At 69.2% G+C, this 383-nt stretch carries 1 protein-coding gene; it reads left to right on the plus strand.

The window, feature by feature from the left end; translation table 11 throughout:
• The coding region (locus tag ACZ3HH_RS29440; RefSeq protein WP_465810036.1) for an aminotransferase class III-fold pyridoxal phosphate-dependent enzyme at window positions 1-383 on the plus strand (383 nt) is incomplete at both ends.

The following is a 383-nucleotide window of genomic DNA, read 5'->3' on the forward strand; positions in this document are numbered from 1 at the left end:
TGATCCGCGAGCAGGCAGGCGAACTCGTCCATCTCTACAGCCAGCTTTTGTCGCGGCCCGTGATCGACCTTGCCGAGGCGCTGGCCAAGATCGCGCCGGGCGATCTCGGCCGCGTTCTGCTGCTCTCGACAGGCGGCGAATCCAACGAGGCCGCGCTCCGCATGGCGAAGACCGCGACGGGCGGCCACGAGGTCCTGGCCCTGTCGCACTCCTGGCACGGCGTGACGGGCGGCGCGGCCTCGGCGACCTACAACAGCTCGCGGCGCGGCTATGGCCCCGCGCTGCCGGGCTCCTTCGCGTTGCCGGCCCCGACGCCCTATCGACCGCGCTTCATGAATGGTGAAACCTACGACTGGAAGGCCGAACTGCAGTTGGGCTTCGAG

This window comes from Pseudomonas sp. PME37.24/025, from assembly GCF_055556615.1.